This window comes from Moorena sp. SIO3I8, assembly GCF_010692325.1.
In the GTDB taxonomy this organism is placed as follows: Bacteria; Cyanobacteriota; Cyanobacteriia; order Cyanobacteriales; family Coleofasciculaceae; genus Moorena.
Genome location: NZ_JAAHHW010000052.1, coordinates 1 through 21566, shown reverse-complemented (window position 1 = coordinate 21566; position 21566 = coordinate 1). Strand labels below are relative to the sequence as shown.

Annotated in this window: 17 protein-coding genes, 1 tRNA gene and 1 pseudogene; 6 read left to right on the top strand and 13 right to left on the bottom strand. The window is 44.4% G+C overall.

The window, feature by feature from the left end:
* Window positions 1-504: 504 nt before the first annotated feature.
* Window positions 505-762: pseudogene (locus tag F6K51_RS19770) on the bottom strand (helix-turn-helix domain-containing protein); the annotation flags it as partial.
* 271 nt (window positions 763-1033) lie between these two features.
* A complete protein-coding gene (gene ruvB, locus F6K51_RS19765) occupies window positions 1034-2125 on the bottom strand; it encodes a Holliday junction branch migration DNA helicase RuvB (protein WP_293023226.1) in 1092 nt (363 codons plus the stop codon).
* Between the two features lie 41 nt (window positions 2126-2166).
* On the opposite strand from ruvB, the gene hisF reads away from it, so the two are divergent.
* The 3 genes from hisF to F6K51_RS19750 all read left to right on the top strand — a co-directional run bounded on the left by hisF (window position 2167) and on the right by F6K51_RS19750 (window position 3426).
* The gene (hisF, locus tag F6K51_RS19760) at window positions 2167-2937 is read left to right on the top strand and encodes an imidazole glycerol phosphate synthase subunit HisF (RefSeq protein WP_293023224.1); all 771 of its coding nucleotides are present in this window, start codon (window positions 2167-2169) and stop codon (window positions 2935-2937) included.
* A 126-nt stretch (window positions 2938-3063) separates the two neighbouring features.
* Window positions 3064-3276: a hypothetical protein gene (locus F6K51_RS19755; protein ID WP_008183028.1), complete on the top strand. Its 213-nt coding sequence runs from the start codon at window positions 3064-3066 to the stop codon at window positions 3274-3276.
* A gap of 77 nt (window positions 3277-3353) precedes the next feature.
* Window positions 3354-3426, top strand: a tRNA-Ala gene (locus F6K51_RS19750).
* Window positions 3427-4208: 782 nt separating this feature from the next.
* Here F6K51_RS19750 and F6K51_RS19745 read toward each other — a convergent pair.
* Both F6K51_RS19745 and F6K51_RS19740 read right to left on the bottom strand, forming a co-directional pair.
* A complete protein-coding gene (locus F6K51_RS19745) occupies window positions 4209-4403 on the bottom strand; it encodes a hypothetical protein (protein ID WP_293023221.1) in 195 nt (64 codons plus the stop codon).
* A gap of 309 nt (window positions 4404-4712) precedes the next feature.
* Window positions 4713-5513, bottom strand: coding sequence for an MOSC N-terminal beta barrel domain-containing protein (locus F6K51_RS19740; RefSeq protein WP_293023219.1), 801 nt, complete (start codon window positions 5511-5513; stop codon window positions 4713-4715).
* 256 nt (window positions 5514-5769) lie between these two features.
* On the opposite strand from F6K51_RS19740, the gene F6K51_RS19735 reads away from it, so the two are divergent.
* Window positions 5770-6933: a pentapeptide repeat-containing protein gene (locus F6K51_RS19735; protein WP_293023217.1), complete on the top strand. Its 1164-nt coding sequence runs from the start codon at window positions 5770-5772 to the stop codon at window positions 6931-6933.
* A 254-nt stretch (window positions 6934-7187) separates the two neighbouring features.
* Here the strand turns inward: F6K51_RS19735 and F6K51_RS19730 are convergent, their stop codons facing one another.
* The 3 genes from F6K51_RS19730 to F6K51_RS19720 form a co-directional block, all read right to left on the bottom strand.
* A complete protein-coding gene (locus tag F6K51_RS19730; protein ID WP_293023215.1) occupies window positions 7188-7571 on the bottom strand; it encodes a hypothetical protein in 384 nt (127 codons plus the stop codon).
* Window positions 7572-7602: 31 nt separating this feature from the next.
* Entirely contained in the window at window positions 7603-8268 is a 666-nt protein-coding gene (locus F6K51_RS19725) for a hypothetical protein (RefSeq protein WP_293023213.1), read from the bottom strand.
* A gap of 457 nt (window positions 8269-8725) precedes the next feature.
* On the bottom strand, window positions 8726-9520 hold the full coding sequence (locus F6K51_RS19720) for a DUF4058 family protein (RefSeq protein ID WP_293023211.1): 795 nt from the start codon (window positions 9518-9520) through the stop codon (window positions 8726-8728).
* 400 nt (window positions 9521-9920) lie between these two features.
* Here F6K51_RS19720 and F6K51_RS19715 point away from each other — a divergent pair, with 400 nt between their 5' ends.
* A complete protein-coding gene (locus F6K51_RS19715; RefSeq protein WP_293023209.1) occupies window positions 9921-11333 on the top strand; it encodes an amidase in 1413 nt (470 codons plus the stop codon).
* A 239-nt stretch (window positions 11334-11572) separates the two neighbouring features.
* Here F6K51_RS19715 and ilvC read toward each other — a convergent pair whose 3' ends face one another.
* Window positions 11573-12568, bottom strand: coding sequence for a ketol-acid reductoisomerase (gene ilvC, locus F6K51_RS19710; protein WP_075905891.1), 996 nt, complete (start codon window positions 12566-12568; stop codon window positions 11573-11575).
* 492 nt (window positions 12569-13060) lie between these two features.
* Between ilvC and F6K51_RS19705 the strand changes: the two genes are divergently transcribed.
* Window positions 13061-13354: a ferredoxin gene (locus F6K51_RS19705; RefSeq protein WP_293023207.1), complete on the top strand. Its 294-nt coding sequence runs from the start codon at window positions 13061-13063 to the stop codon at window positions 13352-13354.
* Between the two features lie 231 nt (window positions 13355-13585).
* On the opposite strand, the gene F6K51_RS19700 is transcribed toward F6K51_RS19705, so the two are convergent.
* From F6K51_RS19700 to F6K51_RS19680, 5 genes are all read right to left on the bottom strand, one after another.
* Window positions 13586-15319: a SpoIID/LytB domain-containing protein gene (locus F6K51_RS19700; RefSeq protein WP_293023205.1), complete on the bottom strand. Its 1734-nt coding sequence runs from the start codon at window positions 15317-15319 to the stop codon at window positions 13586-13588.
* A gap of 174 nt (window positions 15320-15493) precedes the next feature.
* Entirely contained in the window at window positions 15494-18769 is a 3276-nt protein-coding gene (locus F6K51_RS19695; RefSeq protein ID WP_293023203.1) for a response regulator, read from the bottom strand.
* A 207-nt stretch (window positions 18770-18976) separates the two neighbouring features.
* Window positions 18977-19732 (bottom strand): DUF1995 family protein, encoded by a 756-nt coding sequence (locus tag F6K51_RS19690; protein WP_293023201.1) that lies wholly within the window; start codon window positions 19730-19732, stop codon window positions 18977-18979.
* 139 nt (window positions 19733-19871) lie between these two features.
* Window positions 19872-21035, bottom strand: coding sequence for a cysteine desulfurase family protein (locus tag F6K51_RS19685; protein ID WP_293023199.1), 1164 nt, complete (start codon window positions 21033-21035; stop codon window positions 19872-19874).
* Window positions 21036-21167: 132 nt separating this feature from the next.
* Entirely contained in the window at window positions 21168-21548 is a 381-nt protein-coding gene (locus F6K51_RS19680) for a hypothetical protein (protein WP_293023259.1), read from the bottom strand.
* Window positions 21549-21566 lie beyond the last annotated feature (18 nt).

Sequence of the window (21566 nt, the reverse complement as noted above, 5' to 3'; positions counted from 1 at the left end):
TTTTGACTCTATCTTTCCTACACATGACTTGCGGCTAACTACCTACTCAATAATCGACCTTACTGAGAGTGCATGTGAGGTTACTTCGTTCCTGATAACCATTCTGTGAACTTTTAGGGTGGTACTATTCACCGGGAGTTATGTGGGAAATCGTTACAAGGACATCCAACTTTGTAATCCTAACTCCGTTGACTTTTTTGTCTGTAGCGTATCAAACCTTCTTTCGCTACACTACAATGACGATGATTCAAACATACCTTTCTCTCGTACCCATGAGTTCTCTGCCTGCTACTAACATCGGTCAGGTTAAGGATGCTTCGCTGTTCAACCCTTGCATCAATCCATGGGTTTGTTATGTCCATAAATCAGGGTAGGGCTTTCACTCGGATTTCGCGAGGGATGGATTTACACCATCATGGTTATCAAGTTGTCATGGTTCAGTAGACCAAGCGGCTAATCCCCCAAACCTTATTTAGGTATGATTTCTAGCCAACGAATCGCACGGATGTCTTTATACCATGGGCGAGTCTTTTTTAAACTTGGAAGAGTCTTTTTTTGACTGTAGTAATCGGGATTATCCCTTAATTCCGGGAGGTAACATACAAGCGGACAAGTATTAATTGAACAGCGATTTTCTTCATACCACCTGAACCGATCGGCCAGCAAATAGTTATATTGAGCACACAACATTGACAACCAATGATCAATCTTGGTTTGCTGATCTCTTGTCGGTTTTAGCCTGTACTGATACGCGATTCTCATTTGACTTGTCCTCTCGTATATCGACCTAGTAATATTATACTATATGTTAGGATTACCGATTTTGAAAAAAGACAACTGGAGCAAGATGCCAATCGAAGAGGGATGACCTCGTCTGAGTTTTAAGACAGCTTGATAGCTCGTTTCCCCGAACGCGCCCCGCGTCGGCTTTGCCGAATCCAAGAGACCCTGTGCAAAATTCATCCCACACTCATGCTGCGCATGTTCGTTGTGGGGCTTCTTTTGCCGGAAGCTAATTACTAACTACTAACAACTACTCATAGCCCAAATGTTTCCGAGCCGCTGATGTGGCGACACGACCCCGAGGCGTGCGGTGCAGGAAACCAATTTGTAACAGATAAGGTTCATAAACCTCTTCAATGGTTTGAGCATCTTCTCCAGTAGAGGCTGCCACTGCTTCTAAACCAACTGGTCCACCATTGAACTGTTCAATCATTACCTTGAGCACCAGTCGGTCTGTCCAATCTAAGCCCATCGGGTCTACATTAAAGATTTCCATGGCTTGAGCTGCTACATCCTGGTTAATTTGCTCAATGCCTTTGACTTGAGCATAGTCTCGCACTCGCCTCAGGAGTCGGTTAGCAATTCGAGGTGTGCCACGAGACCGACGGGCAATTTCCTCAGCACCATCTTCCGTTACTGCTGCCTTGAGCAGTTGAGCTGTCCTCGTTACAATTAAACTCAATTCATCGATCTCATAGAAGCGTAAGCGTTGGATCATACCAAAGCGATCGCGTAGGGGTGAGGTTAAGGAACCTACTCTGGTGGTTGCCCCCACTAAGGTAAACTGCGGCAGAGGAATACTACGGGTTTTGGCACTCTGACCCTTACCAATAGTGATATCCAATCGATAGTCTTCCATGGCTGGATATAGTAATTCCTCTGTCATGCGCGATAAACGATGGATTTCGTCTATAAATAAGATATCCCCAGGCTTGAGATTAACCAGAAGCCCCACAATATCTCGTGGACGCTCTAAGGCAGGTGCAGCAGTAATTTTACAATTCACCTCCATCTCAGTTGCCAAAATTAGCGACATGGTTGTTTTCCCTAATCCTGGTGGTCCATACAACAGCAGGTGATCCATGGCCTCATTTCTGGCTTTGGCGGCTTGAATGCCAATTTCCAAAACTCCTTTGAGTTCTTTTTGTCCGATGTAGTCGGCTAAGCGTTGCGGTCTAATACTCTCTTCCTGATGACCAATTTCCTCAGCGGTAGCCGTTGCTAGCAGTAGGTCTCCATCGCTTTGCGTCTGACGGGGTTTACTGCGACCTTTTCGCTTCTTGCTAGATTTGGGTTCTCTATCTGGGTTTTGGTACTGTTGTCTAAAAGACGTTATGGCCATGGGTCATACTTCATCCTTCATACTTCATACTTAGTTTACTTATGCTGGCTAAGAGAATCTTACCGTGCCTGGATGTAAAAGCTGGGCGAGTTGTTAAAGGGGTCAACTTTGTTAATCTTAAGGACGCTGGTGATCCAGTGGAATTAGCACAAGTTTACAATGATGCTGGTGCAGATGAGCTGGTGTTTTTGGATATAACTGCTACCCATGAAGACCGAGACATTATTATTGATGTAGTCTACCGTACAGCTGAACAAGTGTTTATTCCCTTGACGGTGGGGGGTGGGATCCAATCCCTAGAAAATATTAAATTATTATTAAGAGCAGGAGCCGATAAAGTGAGTATTAATTCGGCTGCTGTACGCAATCGAGACTTTATTAATCAAGCCAGCGATCGCTTTGGTAATCAGTGCATTGTAGTTGCTATTGATGCTCGTCGTCGGGAAGATCCTGATAATCCTGGTTGGAATGTTTACGTGCGAGGAGGGCGTGAGAACACTGGTATTGATGCGATCGCATGGGCAAAAGAGGTGGCACAACGGGGAGCTGGGGAACTTCTGGTTACTAGTATGGATGCGGATGGAACCCAGGCTGGGTATGACTTAGAGCTAACCCGCACTATGGCTGAACAGGTGGAAATTCCTGTGATTGCCTCCGGTGGTGCTGGCAACTGCGATCATATTTATCAGGCTCTGACTGAGGGCAAAGCCGAAGCAGCGTTACTAGCTTCCCTGTTGCATTACGGGCAACTGAGTGTATCTGAAATTAAAACCTATTTGAACCAGCACCAAGTTCCGGTGCGATTGCCATAGTAGCTTAATCGATTATTCTTCCGAAATATTTAAGTTTTGTTGTGTAGTATTAAGTAGTTTAATGGTTTGCAGCGATTTTTATAGCTGCTAAACTAAATATGGATGCAATATTAATTTTTGTAAAAAATGCTGGTGATAATTCTAATATTTGATGTCGCCTTGGTGGCTTGGTCACTGCACCTGATGCAGGAAGCCTTTGATACCCAAGAGTTCTCTCTGATGCTGGCTGGTACCTTAGTAGCCATGTCAGCAGCAGCTATGTTAGTAGTTTATTTTCTGATGAACAGCTGTATGGGGTATATTACCCAAATGGCTCAGTCTCCCAGCGTATTCTACTGATCGAGATAATTTCATTCTCAAACCACTTGACTTAGCTGAGCTATCAAGGTATACTAGTTGATGGACTATAAAATTGCGGGGTTATAGCTCAGTTGGTAGAGCACCTCAATGGCATTGAGGGGGTCAGCGGTTCGAATCCGCTTAGCTCCATAATGATTAAATATTGATTAACAAAACTCGCTATCCATCCCCACCGTCTTTCACGGTGGGGATGGATAGCGAGACGACAACTTATGACGATTCGTGCTAAAATAATGTTGGTCGATGACCCGCCTGACTGACTAAAAGGCTACCTTCAAGGTGTAAAAGTACGCTTCAGAGCTCAGGGTTTGAAGTTACCGTAAGTAGAGTGGAGCCTTAATCAAACAGTTTTAACCCTTTTATGCATAGCCGACCAACCATAAAGGCTCCACTCTACTAAGGTTTCGTCTCCGGGAAGAGACAAACCCCGGCTGGTTGGCCATAGTGCTGTAATTCCAAGGTGAGTCTGTCGTAAAAGTTATACGTCGATAGAAGGCGGATGTCTGCCTGTGGACGCTGAGTAAGACCAATTCCAGCAGGCGCGCGCCTCTGGTTGAGGCGTCGGGGACGCGCGCGGGAAGCCCAAAAGACGAATAAAACCGTCCCTGAGTTGACCTGAGAATTGGAAGCCCCAACCTCAGCGTTCGCGTAGCGTGACCAAAGGTCAAGCAGGTTGGGGTACTTCACAGGCTGAAGTCTTTTAGCCTGAGGGGTTGCCGTAGGGTTGCTTGGCGATCAGTCTTCAGTAATATAGCCCTACGCGCAAGGGCAAGAGGCAAGAGACAAGAGGCAAAAGTTTACGTGCATTAGCGTTTAAGCTTGTATCAATGTCCTAACTTTAATGTCCTAACTTTAATGGGTAGTGCTATAAGGTTAGAATTTGTTGACGCTTGACGGTTGAGGGGAAACTCTTAAAACAAGCCTTGGGAGTGACGAGGGGGGAAAACCCGTGAGACTTGATGGTGAGATGTTGAGATTAAAACCTCTTTATCGAAGACGAATTCGCTGTAATCGGCGAGGTCATCTAGACCAATCAAATTTAGGATGATCTCAGCCACTAGCCAGGTGCTGACTTTCACAAATACATTGTTCCACTGATGATTCATTGCTCTGAGGTTTAAACATTTGGTAGGTAGAGGTTTTGTCTGGCTTCTGTTTGTTCAGATGTACCTAAATCTCTACTTCAATTCCAGAGCGACGAATCCGCAAAAAAGTCAAAAAGTTTTATTTAATAAAATTTCCCATATTGATTGGTGTTGAAAGTTCACGGTTTAGGGTTGACAGTTGATATCACTTTAGGTTAACCACTTTGTTTATAAGCGATCGCTTTTTGGGATTTGAACCCAATTTGGGATTATAGCGCTGCATCAAGACACCGTTTGCGTCAATTCTACTGACTTCTGCAAAAAGCCTAGTCAACCTTGACTAACCTTCAGGATTTCGATGGGATCCCCTTGGTGCAACACTTTACCGGCTTCTGAAACAGGCACGTTTGTATTCACGCTTAATTTGTAGAAATGATTGAAACGAGCGCTGGTTGTCCAGGATGGTAGGGTTTCCTTGCGTCTCGCCATGAAAGTCTTTTGGAAATTACCAGTAGCTTCTCCGGTCTGAGGGTCTCGTGCTAAAACAATACAACGTTGACAGGGATTAATTCCTTCTATCAAAGCCTCCCCTACTTTAAACTGAATAGATTTTCCTGATTCGGTAAACAATTGGTCTTCCCAGAAAGCGGGAACTCCTCCAATTTCTAGATTGGCTCGAACCCGACGTCGTATGTCTTCAGGACTTATCTGAGGAAACCAAGAAGCAACGGTTTCAATGGTAGCGCTACTAATAATAGTAGGACCAAGAGCATTGGTATCGTCTGGGAAACCAGTGCTGGTGTTCTGCACTACTTTAACTGGAAAATCGAAGTAATCCTTTAACCAAGCTTCCAGAGCAGTTCGCCCGTGATCAATATGAAAGGTAATGTTTTGGTTTGTGCCCTGAATCTGTAGCGATAGCAATTGGGATTGGATATCGAAGACCGACCGCAGCAAGTGGACTTTGGCATTGCGCTTACCATTGACAAATTTACCTTGCTGATCGAATAGGGCAAATTCCCGGTCATGGTTTAGGGCACCACTTTTGAGAAGAGTGGCGGTTTCGAGTTCAATCCGATCTAGGGATTTAATCGGGTAGATATAGATAGCTTTAAGGTAAGGTTGTGTCATGATAGCAGTTCTGAATTGGATGAGGTACTCAGTAGGAGTGGGTTTTAGGGAGCAGGGAGTAGGGAGCAGGGAATAAAATTGAAGTGTGCTTCACGCTTACTAGGAAACGGGATAAAATAAACCGAACCAAAATACTGTTAGTGCTTGCTATTATTAGCATTACGCTTTGTCTAGTAATTTGTGGAGCAGACAATTGGGTTGATTTAGAAGCCCACGAATAAGCCAAATATATAGGGTTTTCCCCGAGTTGGCAATCATGAAGCTGAATCAAATTCTTAATCAAATCAAAGTCTCTCTAACCCCTTCGTCAACTAAAAATCATTACCAAAAGGTTGAAGAAATAGCCTATAAACTTTACCAAAATCGCCTACTCGTAAAAGGGGAAGGGGATGCGGAGCAAGACTGGGATAAAGCTGAGCAAATTGTTAAAAATCCTTTGACGTTAGCCTTGTTCAAGTGCCATCAAACTTTCATCAGCATAGAAAAAAAGTTTTTAGAGCCTGTTCTGGATTATCTGAATAGATTAGCATTGCTAGAAATTTTAGGACTAATTGGTAATCTATCTCTACTTGTTGGTGTGATTGTCTTTATTGGTGGTGAGCAGGATAGACGAAATGCTGAAGTTTATCAGGCATGGCAAGTAGTTACAGCAGCCTATGACCAAGCTGGCAGTGGCGGCAGAATAGAAGCTTTGGAATTCCTAAACTCAAGACCAAGGCGTATTCCCTGGTTTTGGTTGACCTGGCGGAGACAGAGCTTAGAGGGTTTAGAGGCTCCAAAGGCTTATTTGAGAGGAGTCAAGCTCTCTGGTGCAAACCTAGCTAACGCTATTTTACAAGACGCTAATTTATCTGAAGCTAATTTACAGAAAGCTTATTTATATAAAGCTAATTTACAGAAAGCTTATTTATCTAAAGCTAATTTACAAGACGCTCGTCTATATAGAGCTAATTTACAGGGAGCTAGTTTATCTGAAGCTCAGTTACAGAAAGCTCGTTTATATAGAGCTAATTTCCAACAAGCTATTTTAGATGCAGCTAATTTACATAACGCTAGTTTATTAGTAACTAATTTACAGCAATCTTATTTAGAGGAAGCTAACTTACAGAAAGCTATTTTATTTAAAGCTAATTTATCAGGAGCTGATTTATCAGGAGCTAATTTACAGCAAGCTCGTTTATCTAGAACTAATTTAAAGGAAGCTGATTTATCGGCAGCTAATTTACAAGGAACTGATTTATCGGCAGCTAATTTACAAGACGCACTTTATTCAGACAAAACAACATCGGAAGCTGCATGTGAAAGACTTTACATTACCTATCCTTGTCCCACCATATTTCCTGAAGGTTTTGACCCTAAAACTGCTGGCATGAAATTAATCAAGGAAGAGGAAGATATACCTGAAGGATATAATTATTAAGATTCAACACTAAAAGTTTGAGGGTTGATCAGGACATACCTTGAAGTAAACCTCTTGCTTGCAAAAACTATAAGGATTCTGAAGCTTACTGACAGGATACGAAGCAATTTTAATTATACTATCACTGTCCACCAGACCAGTCTACTTTGTCTAATACTCATTGAGATAATGGGGAATTATTGAGGCGATCGCTACCCTATCCTAATTCCCCGCTAAGGTCTACTATGGTAGAGTGTTGCAACAATCCTAAGCTGTTACTCTACCTCCCCCAACCCTTCAATAGTCGCCATCAGAATATTCACTAGCGGATGGTCAATCGATTCCTTGAATGCATCTACTCGTCCAGATTTCAGGGAATTGATTACCTTAACTTTTAGTGTTGGGTTATTCTCAATTTTGTCAACAACTTCACCTACAACTATAATCTTCTCTTTGTTTGTTGTAGTGGGATTAGTCTGGGAGACTTGGTCTAGAAGTTGTTGGATTTCTTCTGCTGCTTCAACTAGGGTTTGCTTATGCTCGTTGGCTATTGATAGATCAGCAGTTACAGAATTTTCAGCTATGCCTCCTATATTTCCAGCGTTATAAACACTCTTACTAAGATTATTGAAACCGAATATCTTGCTATCTCCAGGCATAATAAAATGTTCTCCTTGATTAATGAAACACTTACTTTTTAGAGTAAAGCACACCAATCGTGTGTTTAGACACAAACTGATTGGGTTTTTCGTTTTCGTCTAGGGACACCCAGATCGATTCAGTCAGGTTAGCAGCTATGTTGTCTTTATATTGTTGATAATGTTGATCCTTAAGGTTAAAAGAAGCCATGTACTTCAAGTCAGGTTTTTGTGTATTCTGTGTCCATCCATAAATCCTCAACTCGTAGTTGCCAACTTGTAAATCAAATTCTTTTCCTCCTAATTCAGGACTCCAATCGAACCGAACTATTTTATTTACTGAAGAACGTGCTTGTACTGGAATCGGTTGAGCTAGATTTTCATCTTGAAAATTTCCGGCACTCTCGATTTTAACGAAAGTAGTCCATGCCATGTCGTAAAAATTGTCATTATCTTTTCTGCCAACAACTAAACGAATCCGTTGAATGGTTCCTCCTTGAGGACTCCAATTGTAGAAAGTTATGGGAAGATTGAAGCCTAATCCGACAATATTTTTATTACCAGTTGGGACAGTAATGTATGTAGGAAAAAATATAATGTTTCTTCCCAAAGACAGCTTAAGGTTAGCTTTCCTGAAATTTGATGTATAAGCTACAGCTATAGATACAAGTAAACTAAATAAAGCAATGATAATGGTAATAGGATCGTCTGACTGCACGTTTGTTCTAGTGCTTTTATTTATTTGCGGTGCAGGTGACGACGAAGGTTGTTGAGCTATTAGCTCAGTAATTTCATAGTTGTTATGAGTCCGAAACTGCATAGTTATTAGTATCTATTACCAATAATATATAACTAAGAGGTTGTCTGAGAAGTCTCATTTGCTACATCCAAGCCCCCTAAATCCCCCAATTTTGGGGGACTTTTAGAATAAAATTGACTCTTTTTCCCCCCAAAGTTGGGGGGCTAGGGGGGCAAAATCCAGTATAAAAAAACTTTTCAGATATCCTCTAAGGTGGCATGATAACATTATATCATGTCCGGTTGACTAATTATTCTATACTTTGCCTACTAATGGGTACTATATAATTAGTAATTGGTAGTTTAAGATTAGGGATTATTTCGTAAGGGATTAACCGGACTGGATATTACTCAAATCTAGAACCAGCTGCAGGCTACTATTCAATCAAGACTTGCTTTACCCAAGCTACATCTGCGGTCGATAAAGGTGGTGGCGGATCTTGACTATAATCAATCGCTAAATCATAACTCCCTTGGTCGTATAGATTATGTAATAATTGTTGTAAATTAACGGTAGGTTCTCGATCGCCTGGTTGGAGAGGTAAAGGAAACGAAGGGATTGCTTGGGGGAGATTGAAGGCATATAAATCCGCTTGGGGACGTTCTTGAGAACGGCTGACTACGATGCGATAGTGGCTCTGGAAGGCTTGAGTATTCATAGCCATCGGTTTTCCTTGACGCAGTAAATCAATTTCCACTAAATGGGTTAAGCTATCTAAGATTTTTTGCCGTTTGGTTTCATAAGTGCTGCGCCCTTCTGCAGACCGTTTGTTTTTGGGAGAAAGAATTTCGATAACAGTAATTACTTTGCCAGTTTCTACCTTTCGCACTTCTAAATACCACTCCCTAACCGTTTCAGTCATCGGTAGAGCAATCTTCATTGGTTTGACCCTAGGAGCAGCAACGGTAACCAGAGCTGAGGGTTCTTGGTGGTTGCTTTGAGAACTTTGAACGACTACATGATCTTTTCGGGCGGGCAGGATGCCCACTCTACCTAGCATCGAATCATCACCAGTAGCGTTGTAGACTCTTTCCTCAATTGCTACCCGATACTTCGGACGTAGTTGGGGGTTCAGGCTTTGGGCAATCAGGACAATTAGCCACTTGTGGACTTGTGACCAATATTCAGGTTTTTCCAGGTAGGGATTCATCCCAGGAAAGGGTGAAGGCATATTGTGTATTGAGGCGGTGAAGTGGTATAATTCCTAGATTAACGAAGAAGTCTGGCTCTTTGGTAGCTGCAACCTGGCCAGTATTTTTCGGAAACTTCCGGAAAATCACCAGGATTTGACGATGTGTTATACCAATTTATAAAATTAAGTGGTATAATAGCGTCTAAATAAAATTAATCTTAAGACAGCTAGGGTCTGGGTTAACCCCCTAAGCTGCTATATCCTTAGGATTTAAGCAACGTTTAACAAAAAGTCTCTCAAAGTCTTACTCTGTATAGCTTTGAGATTTTAATAATTCAGTTTTTACTAACTAGCATCTGAATGCCTAAAAGTTTTGCCTAGCAATACTCTTAGGCATTTTTTTTGAGAAATTAGCATCCCTTGATAGCAAAGAACCATTATGAATCAAGTTGACCTAGCCTTTACTCCAGCTCTAGACCAAGCCCAACTGATCCGCAAGGGTGAGATATCACCCCTGGAATTAGTCCAACTCTACCTTGAACGGATCGAAGCATTAAATCCCCAACTAGGGAGTTACTTCACTGTGGCGTCTGAGATGGCACTTGCGGATGCTAAAGCCAAAACCGAACAACTTGCCCAAACTACCGATACCTCTAAACTCCCTCCATTTTTTGGTGTACCGATTGCGATTAAAGACCTCAGGGCTGTAGAAGGACTCCCTTGTAGCTTTGGTGTTGCTGCCCTCAAAGACAATATTGCTAACTATGATGATGGGGTAATCACCCGCATCAAGCAAGCTGGATTCATTATTTTAGGTAAAACCGCTACCTCTGAACTGGGTTCCTTACCCTATACCGAACCCCCAGGATTTCCACCGGCTCGCAATCCCTGGAATCTGGACTACACACCAGGGGGGTCTAGTGGCGGTTCAGCTGCAGCAGTAGCAGCTGGCTTATCTCCCATTGCCCAAGGTTCCGATGGTGGCGGTTCCCTACGCGGTCCAGCCTTTTGCTGTGGTTTGGTGGCGATTAAACCGACACGAGGTCGTATTTCTTCCGCTCCAGTAGGAGACTTTCAAAGTGGTATTGCTAGTATTGGTCCGATGGCACGGACGGTAGCTGATGCAGCTGCTTTACTGGATGTGATGTCTGGCTATATTACTGGAGACCCTTACTGGTTACCTGACCCAGAGATATCGTTTCTAGAGGCTACCCATCAACAACTGGATAATTTGCGGATTAGTTTTGCCACATCGATTAAACCAATGGGAGAAGCGTCAGCTGTATGTGAAAAGATTGTGCTGGAAACGGTGCAGCGACTGGAAGGGATGGGACATCTGGTTGAACGGGGTTGTCCAGATTTCAGTGACATAGTAGAACCGTTTAAGACAGTATGGCAAGCTGGGGTAACGTCAGCAGGAATTCCCCTAGAAGCCTTAAGTCCGATTAATCGCTGGATTGCTGAACAATCCGGTACTGCTGGGGAATACTTACAAGCGGTGACTAAGCTACAAATTATAGCCCGTCAAATTGTGGGATTCTTTAACACTTATGATGTGCTAGTGTTGCCTACTTATTTACATCCACCGATTCGGGTAGGAGAATGGGACGATTTGAGTTATGAAGAAACCTTGGAGAATATTATTAATTGGATTGGACCGTGTCCACCATTTAATGCTACTGGACTTCCTGCGATCGCAATTCCTGCTGGTTTTGATGACAAGGGTTTACCTGTAGGAATTCAGTTAGTGGGACCTCCAGCATCAGAAGCAACACTATTGGCATTAGCGGCTCAGTTGGAAGCAGCAAACCCTTGGATTAATAATCTTCCCACTATAGCAACGGAAGTATAGTTTAGGACATACTATTTTGCTTTAAAGGGAACAGGGAATAGGGAACAGGGAACAGAAATATGTCTGAACCTTGACTTCGACTGCTATAAAATCTAGAATTTACAGGACTTACGCCACATATGAGTTATTTCTCCATCCGACAAGTAGAGTCATAGCGTAAGTCCTGATTATAAGTAAGTCCTGATTTAAGAGGTCTTGATTTAAAAGGTTAATAGTAAACCGTCAACGGTCAAGAATGCTTAGACTTTTTTCAACCAGCTAAACATAGCGCGTAAGTCTTTACCAACTTCCTCGACGGGATGTTCTTTATTCTGACGGCGCATAGCAGTGAAGACCGGTTTACCTCCCTGATTTTCCAAGACAAATTCACGGGCGAATTGACCTGATTGAATTTCTTTGAGGATTTTACGCATCTCGGCGCGAGTTTCATCAGTAACAATCCTTGGCCCACGGGTATAGTCACCATATTCAGCAGTGTTGGAGATGCTATCCCGCATGTTAGCTAAACCACCTTCCACCACTAGGTCAACAATCAGTTTGACTTCATGAAGGCATTCAAAATAGGCCAATTCTGGTTGATAACCAGCAGCGACTAGGGTCTCAAATCCGGATTTAATCAATTCACTCAAGCCGCCACACAATACGACTTGCTCACCAAATAGGTCAGTTTCTGTTTCTTCCCGGAAGGTAGTTTCAAGAATCCCGGCACGGGTACCACCAATTCCTTTGGCGTAAGCCATGGCGCGATCGCGTGCTTGGCCTGTGGCATCCTGGTAAACAGCAAATAGACAAGGTACCCCTTCTCCCTGTTCATAGGTGCGCCGCACCAAATGTCCTGGACCTTTGGGAGCAACCATGATCACATCTACGAACTCTGGGGGAACAATTTGACCAAAATGAATATTGAAGCCGTGGGCAAAGGCAATAACATTACCCTCGGTCAGATTTGGCTCAATTTCTGCCTGATAAATGGTTTTTTGCACTTCATCGGGCAGCAGGATCATCACCAAGTCAGCCGCTTTAGCAGCATCAGCCACTGTGTGGACGGTTAAGCCTGCTTCTTCAGCTTTCGTCTTAGACTTACTACCTGGATACAGTCCCACGATCACATTCATACCACTTTCTTTAAGATTAAGGGCGTGGGCGTGACCTTGAGAACCATAGCCGATGATAGCTATAGTTTTATCCGCCAGTAGGTCTAGGTTAGCGTCGGTATCGTAATACATCTGAGCCATTGCAGTTTCTGTTCCTTTTTTGCTGGTCATTGCAAACTTACCATGATACCGCAAAACTGATCTCAAGCCTGGCAGGTGAGATACCTTTTTATCGATCAATCCATCACCACATTACCCCATGTGTGGATACAGGTCTTGGATGGTAATGATAAGTATTTCTAATTATAAATTCCTAAGGATTTTGCCAAAGTTATCTGAGGGAGATAGGATCTTTAAAAAACCTGTTAAACCTAGATATTAGAGCATTTTCATGGATCGGTTTTACAGCTAACTCTCTGGTGTAGATACTTGTGAAAAATATATAAGTAAAACTTATCGAATTGGGGATTAAGCCTTTCATTCTTAATCGGTCTTAATCTACTGAGAGTTTTCCCGTAGTATCAGAGATGGAGTAAAAATAAGCATGCCAAGCTCCTTGAACCAAAGGATAGGCTTTTGCCGTATACTCACAACGTCTCTACTATTGTTTTAAATCGAGAGGATTACTAAAACATGGCAACTTACAAAGTCACCTTGAAAACACCAGATGGCGAGTCAACCCTTGACGTTCCTGAGGACGATTACATTCTCGACGTTGCCGAGGAGCAAGGTGTAGATCTGCCTTATTCCTGCCGTGCGGGTGCCTGCTCTACCTGTGCTGGCAAAATAGAGAGTGGTACTATTGATCAGTCAGACCAATCTTTCCTGGATGATGAGCAAATTGCGGCTGGCTACGTTCTGACCTGTGTGGCCTACCCCACTTCTGATTGCACGATCACTACTCATCAAGAGGAAGCACTGTACTAAGTACTACTATAAGTACTAATAACAGAGGGGAAGTAACAGAGCTTACAAGTTGGGTGTTTTACTCTTTGAGCTCTTTACTTCCCCATCGCCGAAAATCGGGTGATGAGATGATTAGGTAATAGGGTGATGGAGAAATCACGCGCTTATTGCTAAATCAAGGAGGAGAAGGAGGTAATTTTCCTGAAATTCTTCCGTATCTTCCCCTTCTCCCCCCTTTTACCCTTGATTAGACTAGGGTGTTACTAGTGCGCTGGCATTTTGCCAGAAGATAATAGAATTGTTCAAAGGCTGAATTTGAGTACCAGGATAATAGAAGCTGAGAATTTTTTCTGCGGACCAACCGAGTTTAGCTAAATTTTGGGAACCGTGTTGGCTGAAGCCAACCCCATGTCCAAAGCCGCCACCTACGAACACGAAGCCTTTGAGGGTTTGGTTGGCTTTGTCATAAATCGGGTCTACGTAGAAGAGGGTGCTGCGGGGAGGACCAAAGGCGCTGCGGGCTTCATTTTTACTCAGCTCCAGGATACCCCGATCCGTTGTTACCGCCATTTTCAGCACTCGTCCTGCTGGTGAACGCTCTACCACTTCCATATGCTCAATGGTAGTGAAGTTGGCAAGGGGATGTTTGGTTTTTTTGAGATAGCGTTGTAAATGGCTGGTGACTTGTTTTAAGCTATTGTTGTACTTCCAGCGGAATAAGTAACTATTGTCAGTCTCATTAAATCCTTGCTTCAAGTTCATGAACTCACGGAAATTTTGTTCGTCTGCTAAGGATTTTTGTGACAAATTCCAGAGGGAGTATGGGGAGTCTACCACTGCTTTTAAGTAAGGACGTTCTGACCCATTCCAAACATCACTGAAAGGCGCACTGATTCCACCAGTTGCAGCGGAATACAGGGCATCTACTAACTCATTGTTGTAGGTCAGCACTAGACCTTTAGTGGCTGCGATCGCACGGTCAGCCACTGGATTGGTTTGATTTATTCCGAAATAAACCTGGCAGTGAGTATCCGCACAGAGTTCGTAACCGTCAACATTAAATCGGCGTCGGTTCCGCAAGGCGTAGGTGCGAGCAATAATGCTCTGAGCAGCTACGGTTGAATAGCGTGCTCCAGCTCCAATTTCATGAGGTACCACACCCCGCAAGTAGCTTTCTAGAGGTACCTGATTTACTAAAGTATAGTCACCATAGGCATTGGGCTGGATGCGTAGACTACCAGGATAAAGTCTTGTCCTACGGTTATTTTCTCCTTTGCTAACCCAGATCAGATTTTTACCAGCAGTAATATCGATTTCCCGTCGATGGTAGCGATAGTTACCAATCACAAAGGAAGCATGGGGCACCTCGGTGACAACATTAGTATCAATATAGGCAGTAGTATCACCTTTGGCTTTGATACTTGCTAGCAGTAGACGTCGCAATAAAGGCGTTTGATAAACACTCCGTTTTGCCCACACCTGCCAGCGGTCAGGCTTGGCAACTTCCACCTCAATCCCCTTTTCCCGCCATTTATTGGCACTATCTTCTGCAGTTTCAAAGGTCCCATGGTTACTCAAGACCACGTACTCTTCGATCTGGGGCTGCTGTAACGGTTTATTGACTATTTCCAGCTTAAGGCTGCTAAGCTGCTTGGTTTTCGGTTGCATATCACCGCCTAAAAATTTGACGGTTAGCTGATCGTCCGGGGCAGCTTTCAGGGTGAGCTTGTCAGTTGGTTCATCTCCAAAGCGCTGCACAACTCCCACTTTTAGTGGGATATCTGAGGCTTTGGCAGCTAACCCTGATAGGATAGGTAGTCCCCACAACGATAGTGTCATCAACGGTATGAGGAAATGGGGATTGGAAGCTGGGGAATTGAGAGAGATCGGTTTTTTCGTGAACCCCACTATCCAATTGCGAAACCGACCTGTCTTACCCGATGCCGTATTTTGATGCGAATTCAAGTCAAACGCTTTTATTGTCATTAGCTTAGTTTTTAAAGTACCCAATCCATAATTCCCATTCCCCGATTCTAGATCCCGAAAAGTACGATCCTCCACAGGTATTGTTACCCTAACCAGGTCTGGTCATGGTCTTTGCTTTGGCATTGGGATGATTTGGTTGAAGATGCTGCCCGCAGTTACCTGTTGGGATTACCTCTATTGATTACTTCGAGCTAACAATACTTCCCCTTGCCTGATTCGTTGGGCAGCATCTAGTAACACGTCTTCTAGATAGGGTTTGGTAAAATAGCCTCTAGCACCGAGATCAGCAGCTACTTTCCGGTGTCGATCAGCACCACGAGAGGTGAGCATGGCCAGGGGGATTTCGCACAAATCTGGGTCTTTTTGAAGGCGAGATAGCAGTTCTAGACCATCCATTCTGGGCATTTCAATGTCACAGAATACGATCTCGCAAGGCAAACCAGACCGGAGTTTATCCCAGGCTTCTTGACCATCACGGGCTTGTTCTACCCGATAACCAGCTTTACTGAAGGTCATAGAAAGGAGTTCACGGACTGTGATTGAATCATCCACAATCAACACCATGGGATCAGATTTGATCAGATTGACCTCGGCTCCGCTGGCGGTTGGAGTTTCCATCCTTTGCCAGATCGCAACACCACCATCTTTACGAATCCGACCCATAGCAAGGTCAATCAGTTCTAGAACGTCAGCAATGGGCATCACTCGACCATCCCCTAAGACGGTCGCCCCGGTAATGCCTACTGGCTTGGGTGCAGGGCCTTCGATTTGCTTAATAACAATTTCTTGCTCCCCTAATACCTGATCAACCTCTACGGCGAGCATGTTACCTGTACTGCGCAGTACCACCACAGAAATCAGGTTGTCTTCCCGTTGGCTGCCATAGACACTAGCCCGGCTGAGTTGGCTATGGTAGGTCAGCAACTCTGAGAGGGGCTTGAATGGGATCTGGGTGTCCCGCCATTGAAGAAAGGCTTGACCTTGGGAATTGGTCTGAATGCAGTCAGGGGAGACATCCTGCATGTCTTCCACCCCATCCATGGGAAAAGCAATTCTGGCGCGATCGCTTACACAGCAGAGGGCTTTACAAATACTCAGGGTCAGGGGTAAGCGAATGGTAAAGGTGGTTCCTTGCCCGAGAGTAGAGTCGATAGTAATAGTTCCCCGAATTTCACTTAAGCAGGTGCGCACCACATCCATGCCTACCCCTCGACCTTTGGTATCAGTCACTTTCTCAGCAGTGGTGAACCCAGGGTGGAAGATAAAATTGAACAACTCCAAGTCGCTCAGGGTTTTTGCCTCAGTTGGGGAAATGAGATTCTTTTCAAGGGCTTTAGCTCTAATTCGATCTGGATCAATGCCCCCCCCATTATCCGAGATGGAAATCACCGTCTGATTTCCCTGGTAGAATGCCCCGAGGGTGATTTTACCCGCCCTAGGCTTCCCCGCAGCCAGCCGTTCCTCTGGTAGCTCAATCCCGTGGGTAATGGCATTGTTGACCAGGTGGGTCATAGGATCATAGAGGTGTTCCAAGATCATTTTATCAATCAAGGTTTCCCGCCCCTCAACGTGTAGCTCGGCTTCCTTGCCTTCCTGCAAGGAAATTTCCCTGACTGCACGGGGCATGCGGTCTGCTGCCTGGGCAAAGGGCACCATACGCGATCGCGTCAGTCCTTCTTGGAGTTGATTAGTTACCTGTCTGAGGGTACGAGTTACTTGGTCGGTTTCATCCACCAAAAACTCAATGTCAGATGCCGACTCCTTAACCCGGACAATCAGCTCAATGATCTCTTGGGATAGCAAATGGAAGCCTGTAAAGCGGTCCATTTCCAGGGGGTGATAGTCTTCTTTGCTGGTGCAATTCTGGTTTCCTTGTTCCCGTTCTTGGATGCTTGTAGTGCGGTAAATCCTACTACTAGACAATAGGGAATTTTCCAGCAGGGTTCGCTCATACAAGTCCCGCATTTTCAAACCCACATCGTTGAGGCTCGATACCTGATGGGATAAATTATCTAAGAATTGCCGCAGCCGTTCTTGATCTTGCTCTAAGCTATTGCGACCAACCACCAGTTCTCCCACTAAATTGCTCAGGGTGTCCAGTTGTTTAACCGGTACCCGCATGGTTTGTTCAAATAGCTTAGACCTCGGACGCCTTGTTTGGCGAGACAGATCCTGGTTCATCCCTCCTGGGATAGCAGAGATGCTTTGATTTGCCTGCTCTAGCAAGTGCTCGATTTCTTTAAAGTCATCCTCTACTGAATCCACCTGATTGGTTTTCGGGGTTTCTTGGTCTAGGGAGTGGTTAGGTTCAGGGCTACTAGTTTCATTTAATAGGAGTTCTAGTTCATCAAATATTCTTTTCTGCTCTGATCCCACCTCAGCAGTGGGTAAGGTCACATCCAGAGGTTTTATACTGTCAAAATCAACGTTTTGGTAATGTGCGGTAGCTTCTGCCAACAGCTGCTCTAATTGCTGCCATTGATCTTGGGTTGTTGGTAATGGTTTTGGTGATGAATCTGGTAATTTGTTTGATTTTATGGGATGGGATTTTCTATTTTTTCCTTTGACAGTTGGACTACGAGTGGGTGTAGACGGCTCACTGGGTCGATCTGAAGTCGAGGTGGGCTTTGGAGACCCTGTGGTTGATGGGGAATTAATTGCTGGCTGTTCATGGTTTGCAGGGGGGTGATTTGGAATCAGCTCCAAGTCATTGACCAGATTGAAATCTTCATTCAGGTCGGTGTGGGTGGGGTCCGGGTGTGGGGTGCTTGGTGGGATAGGCTGCTGTTTGCCCATCCCATAACTATCTAATTTGGTGGGAGGAGTACTTTCCGAGCTTGAGCTATTTTCTTCAAAAAAGGTATCATCAAATAAACTACTTAATTCGTCCGCTGGGTTAGTTTTTTGAGTTAGGCTTCCCTCACTACTCCCAAAAGAAAGTAATTCTTCAAGGTCTTTATCTGTCAGGCTTGGAGTAAGGTTAGGTTGACTATCCTTTCGAGTTGACTCCCTTGACTGTAGTAACTCAAAGGCTGCTTCTTCTGGAAATTCCTCATCGAACAAACTGAGTAAATCTTCCTCGGTAGACTCTGCTGCCTCCGGAATGTCCAACTCATCAAGTTCTTTAATCAGGTCAGATAAATCCTGTGGTTCGTCTGTAGTGATAGAATTGTCTGATTGGCTAGACAACTGCTGGTTATCTGGAGCGATAATTTCTTCTTCTTGCCAGGTTTGATCCAAATCAGGGGTCTGACCTTCAAAGATATCAGCTAAGCTATTTAGTTCTTCCATGCCAACTTTCGGTTCTCCAGCATCATCGGTCTGGTATGGGATGATATCAGTAGTTGCTTTTTCCACTTCCTCTATATCAGGTATATCTTCTAGGAAGTTATCTAGGTTAAATTCGTCTTTGATTACTTCTGGTGGCTGAGCATCTAGGTTGTTAGACATTCGGAAAGCATTAATTCCACATACGCGCACATTTTTGACCTTTTGCCTTGGCCAGTTCGCCGGTTCCCTCCATGATAGTTCTAAAATTTCATCCCACTAACTAGCCAAGAGGTAGCTTAACACTCCCGGATCTATACAGACGAGGTTTTCTGGCCTCGCTAGCTAGATTTCTAATAACGTTTTTCTGATCTCAGTTCAACTGTAAGTTCAACGACTCAGAGCATTTAAGAATTTCTGGATACCTGAGAATAACGACTGTTTTTTTTGGGCAGATGGTATACTTTGAGAATCTTCTGGGCTAGTTGTGTTAACTAGACTTGCCTTAAGTATAATTTGCTCAATAGCCTCTGCTGTCGGTTTGCTGGGTTCTTCAGTCACCAACTGATACTCATGATCGATTTCTAGCCATACTTGCCACACAGAAGGGTAACAACGCCATAGAGCCCCTCCTGGAAAGGGTCGCAGATAATAACAAGACTCCAGGGTTTTCAGGAAGCGATCGCGTAACTGACGTGCGGCATAGCCAATCCCTACAATCGAGACATCTTCGAGCTGAGGATTTAGGATCACACAAGGGCGATCCCCAGCCAAATTGCAAATCTTTTCCACTTGGGCTACTTCCACGGCAGACGGACCCACTAGCAAGAAAAGCTGGTCATCATCATCAATTCTAGTTTCTGCTGGGGAGCGACTGGTGCCAACATCAGTAATTTTAAACGGTACCTCTCCCCAGTCACGATGGGCAAGGGCTGAAGCACCGGTATCAGGAAAGAAGATTTTCAGTCCGGAGCCATACTGCTCAAATATCGGAATAAATGCTTGGGCGATTGACTGGGCTTGTAGGGCAATTTCTGGAAAGACCAACTCCACTTGTACCCTGGTTTGACCGTCATCTAGGGCGGCTTTGGTCGCTTGTTTAGCTTGAGCGATCGCATCTTCTAAGCTCAAAGGAAGTTCACTCATGAGTCTGTCCGTATGTGTCTTTATCAAAGACTTTAATATTAATGGCTTCAAATATAAATGTCTCGCCACACTAATCCCACCCAATCAACCCTACCCATAGGAGCAATTGAGCCTTTTTTGAGCAAAGTTAGACTTTAACTTAGACCGTGGATAATGTTGGTTGTGGCATCAGTCGTTCTAAAATTTGCTTGAGTACCATCACCGTCCAATCTACATCAGATTCTGTGGTATCTCGCCCCAGTGTCAACCGAATTCCAGCCAAAGCAGCTGTATCACTGTAACCCATTGCTAACAAGATCGGACTCGGACTCAGTTTACCACTGTGGCAAGCGGAACCTGCACTAATCCCAATACCAGCCTGATTAAACTGGCGCACTAGAGTTTTTCCAGTGACACCCTCACCAGGGGAAGTCACACAGAAACTAACGTGATGGGGTAAGCGATAGTCTCGAGAACCAGTGGGAATGAGATTGGGAGTATCAGCGAGTTGGTCAAACATGCGATCGCGTAATCGAATTAACCGAGGTGTCTCTGTTAGCATTTGCGCTGCTGCTAGTTCTGCTGCCATGCCAAACCCAGCAATTACTGGCACCGCCTGGGTTCCAGACCTCAATCGGGATTCTTGTCCACCACCGGAGATCAGGGGAACTAACTCCACACCAGGGCGGATATACAGTGCCCCTGCTCCCATCGGACCATAAATTTTGTGACTGGAAATCGACAGCAAATCCACCGGTAGTTGTTGAACATCGATAGGTAGCCGTCCGGCTACTTGAACTGCATCGGTATGAAACAGGACACCCTGTTGACGAGCAATTTGTCCGAGTTCATCAATAGGTTGGAGCGTACCTACTTCACTTTGACCGTAGATGACGGAGACTAAAACTGTATTTGCCTGTAGGGCAGCTTTTAAATCACTGGGATTGACCCGTCCCAGTGAATCCACTGGTAGCCTAGTCACTTGCCAACCCCACTGTTCCAACCAGGCTACTGGTTGAGCGATCGCAGAATGCTCTACACTAGAAATAATCATATGCTGGGGTTTTTTGTAGCCTTGGGCAACCCCCATCACTGCCAAGTTATCGGCTTCAGTACCGCCAGAGGTAAATATAATCGATTCTGCTGGTGCATTGATTAACCTAGCTACCTGTATTCTAGCTCGTTCCAGTACAATGGCCGCTCGCTGACCCCACTGGTGTAAGCTGGAAGGATTACCCCACTGCTGGGTAAGCACTTCTTGCATAGTTGTAATCACTTCTGGGCTTGGTGGTGTGTTGGCGCTATAGTCCAGATAAATTTGCATGGGTTTTCAGGCAACCAGCTATCTCTACCTTCAGCATATAACCTTTCCAGGTCTCTCTCCAACTGATGAATAATAACTGAAGACTAATAAGTAGTGACTAATAACTTAAAACTAATAAGTAGTGACTAATAACTAACCACCTGGTTTACCAACATTATAGTCCTCGTGGGACAAAACCGCGTGAGGAACTAATAAGCTACCCTGGTCGTGACAAATCATTCGGTAGTTGCGCGTTACAGGAATACTGATGATCCAGCGGTTGTGGCGCAGCCGCTTGCCACCAAATTCTCTGTAATCCTGGTGATTTTCCAAACCAGCGATTATCCCACGGGCTTTGACCACCACATGGGTAGGAAGGTTTTTTAAGTCAATGGGATCATCTTGAAAACTAGACTCCCACTGCCGTTTTTGCTGTTTTTTCTCTTCCCGTGCTCGGTTTTTTTGATCACATCGGTGGCATGTTTTACCATACCCCTTGTGGCCACACGGGAATGTTTTCTTTCGTCTTGGCATAAGACAGTAGTTCGGGTT